This window comes from Candidatus Omnitrophota bacterium, assembly GCA_030650275.1.
Classification (GTDB): Bacteria; Omnitrophota; Gorgyraeia; order Zapsychrales; family Fredricksoniimonadaceae; genus JACPXN01.
The window spans coordinates 1-4726 of the sequence record JAUSEK010000002.1 but is presented as its reverse complement, the minus strand read 5'-3'; the positions used below and the strand labels follow the sequence as shown (position 1 = coordinate 4726).

Below are 4726 nucleotides of genomic sequence, written 5' to 3'. Positions count from 1 at the left end.
ATATGATCGTCTGTCGTCGCAAAAAATGTCTCAGGTTTACCACTGGCTGGTGCCGGAGGCCGATGAACCTGAGAGGGAACAGTCGGCTCAACTAAGGGTTATTGAAGATGAAAAAGAGGTAATGATTCGGTAAACCCGCTGGCGAGGGGCGTTAAGGGCAAAGGATTTTGCGGAAGTGTGGGTGTAATGGATAGAGCCAGATCTGTTTAATCGAAGAAGCCTGGTGGTGGTGTTTTTCCAATTTGCCACGGCCTTGGGTTTGCCCCGCGAAAATCCAATTGGCCGCCTTATACGAAGTGCCCGCAAAGCGTGTCGTTTCCACGAAACTTTCCAACAAGACCGGCTGGTACCCATAACGCAGGCCCCAATCGGCTTGGAGCGGCTGGATCATCCCCGCTAAAATCCGTGAGGCCAATCCGGGCGATCTCACCCAAGGCAAAATCAAAAAGCGCGCCTGGTTGACAATCAGATGCAGTCCCCGCGGCCGTTGTCCATCATCCCAGCCAATGAATTGATCACGCGGCTTGATTTGCCAGGCGGAGGCGCCAAATCCCAGGGCGGCCAGCAACCGGCCATCTGCGCTCCAAACCAGATAACGCATTTGCGCGCCGCTCAAGGGGCAGTACCCCAGGTAATGATGCCGCTGGATCAATTCATTCCACAGGCGCGAGTCCGCCCCCCCGCGTGGCACGTTCCCAAAGACCAACGGCTCCAGCGCCGAGACCCTCTCCAGCACGGCTTTTCTGTCCTCCGAGGCGGGCGTGAGCAACGGACGCGCCTGGCCGTTGCCATTTTTGGTCAAAGGCTTGGGCAACTGGATCAACCCATCCTTTTGCATGCGCAGCAGCGCCACCCGGCAACTCATCTCCTTGAGTTGCCCACAAACATTACGCCAGTCTAAATCCTGGCAAATCCGGCGCGACAAGCCCGCCCGATGCAAGGCCGGTTGCAAGCGCAACAGTTCCCGGATGTGCGTCAGTTCGGCCGCGCTGAAATCCCGTCCGCAATAACGGCCAAAGCTCTCCTGGCTCATGGGGGACGCCCCTGGGTTTTCCAGGCCGCTTTCTTTTCCGCGCTCCATTTCCAGGGCAGGAACTCTTCCAGATTTTCCGGCGCCCGGCCCCCGTGACGCGCGCACGCTTCCAAATACGCCTGAAAATATCGGCGCGAGCAAAGTCCGTGTTGCCGGAGGGTGGCCAGAATGGTGAAACATGCGCAGGCCAGTTCTCCGCTCCACTCCGAGCCGCTGCCGTAAAAATTCTTGCGCGCCACCGCCAGTGCGCGATTCGCCCGCTCCGCCGCGTTGTTGTCCATCGGCACCCACGGATGCTCGACAAAAACTCTCAGCCCAGTCCAGTGCCGCTGCATACTCCGCAAAATCTTTTCCGGCTCACTCTGGAGAGTTCCACCGGCCAGTTCCAAATCCCGGCGCTCTTGCATCCGCTCAACCTGTCGGCGCACTTCCAGATCCAGCGGCACGAACAACTCGGTCTGTCCTTTGAACCAAGCCGCGCGCCGCTGGGCATTGATCCCAAACAACTGGTTAATCAACTCCACCCACTCCTGAGCCCAGGACCCGGCCGGGGTGCGCTTGGAACTTTCGGCCACATGGATAAAATCCCTGCGCTGATGCGACCAACAGTAGGCCAGTTTGAGCGACCAGTCCGAACCCAACAGCCCGCAATACCCCGCATACCGATCCACGCTCACAATCCCTGCGGTTCCTTTTGGGAAAAAATCCCGCGGCACCTTTCCCGCACGGCTGGGTTCCAGCAGAAACGCCGTCACATCCCGGCTCACCACCACCCAAAACCACCACAGGCTGCGGCCTTTGGACTCCGTCAAACAAAACATCGGCCAGCGCGTTTCGTCCATGTGCCAATGCGCCCCCTCCCGGCTCTGCAGGACGAATTGCCCGGCCAGCGGTTGCACCATCGCCCCTATCTTTTCCAGACCTCCACTCAGAGTTCCCGGGGAAACGTGCAACCCATGCGTCCGCAATTCCCGGATCGTGCGCTGGATCGGTTGGGCAAACTCGAACTTCTTCAACAACACCTGCACCCAGAAATCCACCGCAAAAAGTCCCTTGGCGATCAGCTTGGCGGGCTTGGGAGCGGTGGGCATGCTCCGGCCTCCAGGACACTGGCAACAGGGGCCATAACGAAAGCGCCGATGCACGCGCCGCACCAGACGCACCTCCCATCCCACCTCCTGGCTTTCCTCCCACAGGGCCAGTTCGGGATGAACCTTGCCACACACTCCACAGGTCCGTTGCGACTCCTCCAAAGTATGATCGATCACCTGCGCCGGTAAATTCCCGCGACCTTTGCGCTTGGGACCTTTGCCTCCACGCTGCTGTCCCCGCCGTCGTCCGGTCTTGCTCTTGGTCTTGGCCTCCTGCGCACTTTGATCCGCTTGATCCGCCGCCGTTCTGGAGCCATCCGCCGCCTCCGGTTCCGCTGGGCCAGGACTTGACCCGGCTTCGGATTTGCGTCCGAACTGTTGTTTTTTCAACCAGGCCAACTGTCGGCTCAACTCTTGGATTCGTTGCAGAAAACATCCCAAAAGGACCAGCAACTGCGCGATGATCTTCTCCGACGCCCGGGTCTTTTGTTCCCAGTGCCTGGCCCGCTCGACCGCGCGCGCGTGCTGCGCGCGGTAGTAATGTGCCCCTTGGCGATCGCCCATTTTGCCCGACGCCGCGATGTCCTGCCCCGCACCAGACAAACTCTCCGTCTCGAAAATCACGAAACCGAAAATAACAGATCGCCGGGCGCGTGTCCCGTAAAAAGAGTCGAAATCTTTCGACCCACCGGGTTTACCGAAACTTTACTTTTAGAGTGTCAAGTATATGAATGTAAGTCCTATATCCACAGCCGATTACAACGCAACAGTTCCTTCGGGATCTGCTAGGATCGACCTCTATGTTACTCCCCTCTTTTCTGGAACGTTTCGTCGCCACCTTTCTCCCAAAACCCTTCCGGGATCTGGCCCGTCTCACCGGCTGGTTCAAACGCCAAGGCAAAATCGATTCCTTTGAATTCCTCACCTCGCTGGTTTTTGGACAATTGAGCGCTCTGCGTCAAACCCTCGTTTCCCAAGCCCAATGTTTCCAGGAGCCCGTCACCCCTCAAGCCGTGCATCAGCGCTACAACCCCAGAGCCGTCGCTTATGTGCAAGGCGCTTTTGCTCACACTCTAGCCCAGACTCTGGACTGGGGTCCGGAGCGTCCCCAGGCCCTGGAATTGCAAAAGCATTTCACGGCCGTCTATCTGCTGGACAGCACCTGCTTTGACACCTCGGAAGCCTTGCAGGAAATCTTCCCTTCCTGCGGAGGGGCCGGTTCGTCCGCCAACATCAAAGTGCTCTTACGCTATGAATTGATCAGCGGGCGGCTGGAACCTCTGAAAGTTTTGGAGGGCAAACGTTCCGACCAAGGACAGGCCTTGGGCCTGGCTCAACGCCTGAAGAAGGGTGAACTGCAAATCAATGACAAGGGTTTTTTTGACGCCAAGGCCTGGCAGGCGGCCCAACAGGCCGGCGCTTTTCTCCTCATGCCTTTGCCGCACTCCCTCACGCTGTGGACCACCCAGGGGCCGGAGGCTCCGGAACAATCCCTGGATTTGGCCGGCGCTCTGGCCCTGACTTCAGAAAAGCGCGTGGAATGGCCTGAGGTTTTCCTGGGAACCAAAGGAAAACACCGGGCCGGGCCGGTGCGTTTGATCGCTTTCCGTTTGAGCCCCGAGAGCGCCGGGCGCCATCGCGCCGGCTTGCGGGAAGCGATGCGGACCAAGGGGCGAACTCCCAGCGCCAAAGCCCTCCAACTCGCCGGCTGGCTCTTGCTGGTCACCAACGCCCCGGCCGCCCAACTGCCCTCCGCTCTGCTGGCCTATCTCTATCGGGTGCGCTGGCAAATCGAATTGATTTTCCGGCAGGCCAAGTCGGTGCTGCGTTTGGACAAAACCGAAAGTGAAAATCCTTGGCGCATCCAATGTGAAATTTGGGCGCGCTTGCTCTGTGCGGTCCTGCTCTTTTTGTGGCATGCCCATGCCAGCGCCCAATGCTGGCACCAGCATAAATCGGAAATCAGCTTCGAGAAGTTGATCCGGGTGATGCAGCAGTGGGGACACACTATCGCGCGAGCCTTCTGCCAAGGTCCGGAGGAACTGTTGCGAGAACTACGCACCATTTGGCGCCATCTTCTGGTCAACGCCCGCAAAGGCCGCCAGAATTCCCGGACCAACACCTGGGATTACTTGATGGATCTCTGGTTAAATCCCAAGCTCTCTCCCATCTAACCCTGACTTGATTTCCAAACTCTAAAGCGGCCATCCCGCCCTTCTTCAGTTTCCCGGAAACTCAAAGGCTATCTCCCAGCCTGCCTTCACTTAACACAGATTGACATGGCTGTCCGCGATTTCCGAGCTGCCAGCACTGGATCGCGCGGACAAGGCTGTCCGCACTCCTGGCGAGTTGGGTTCATGGGCCGCGAACAAGCGGAAGAACTCAAAGATAGGCTGACACTCCTTCTTTCGTGGTGAGACGAGACTCGCCGAGCCGCGATTAGCCTTGCGACTGATTCGTCTCAATAGCTTCCTTTTGGTGGGGACAAAATCAGGAGCGGGAAGTTCGGGCACCGATCTCTCCAATGATTTTGTCCTGCATGATTTTGTCTTTCAGCGAGGTCCGGATGAGCCGGCTCGCGCCATACTGGAGAGATCATCCG

Annotated in this window: 3 protein-coding genes; 1 reads left to right on the top strand and 2 read right to left on the bottom strand. The window is 58.2% G+C overall.

Translation table 11 applies throughout. From position 1 onward, the window contains the following. Positions 1–151 precede the first annotated feature (151 nt). Positions 152–1033, bottom strand: coding sequence for a DUF4338 domain-containing protein (locus Q7K71_00365; GenBank protein ID MDO8674557.1), 882 nt, complete (start codon positions 1031–1033; stop codon positions 152–154). Beyond that, complete coding sequence (locus Q7K71_00360) at positions 1030–2748, bottom strand: IS66 family transposase (GenBank protein MDO8674556.1); 1719 nt, start codon at positions 2746–2748, stop codon at positions 1030–1032. Before Q7K71_00360 ends, Q7K71_00365 begins: the two co-directional genes overlap by 4 nt. Positions 2749–2924: 176 nt before the next feature. Here Q7K71_00360 and Q7K71_00355 point away from each other — a divergent pair, with 176 nt between their 5' ends. Further along, positions 2925–4298 (top strand): IS4 family transposase, encoded by a 1374-nt coding sequence (locus tag Q7K71_00355; GenBank protein MDO8674555.1) that lies wholly within the window; start codon positions 2925–2927, stop codon positions 4296–4298. The last annotated feature ends 428 nt before the right edge of the window (positions 4299–4726 follow it).

What these genes read in the sequence shown, in the direction of transcription:
- Q7K71_00365 (MDO8674557.1), bottom strand. Translation starts at nt 1,033, where the DNA reads ATGAGCCAGGAGAGCTTTGGCCGTTATTGCGGACGGGATTTCAGCGCG.
- Q7K71_00355 (MDO8674555.1), top strand. Translation starts at nt 2,925, where the DNA reads ATGTTACTCCCCTCTTTTCTGGAACGTTTCGTCGCCACCTTTCTCCCA.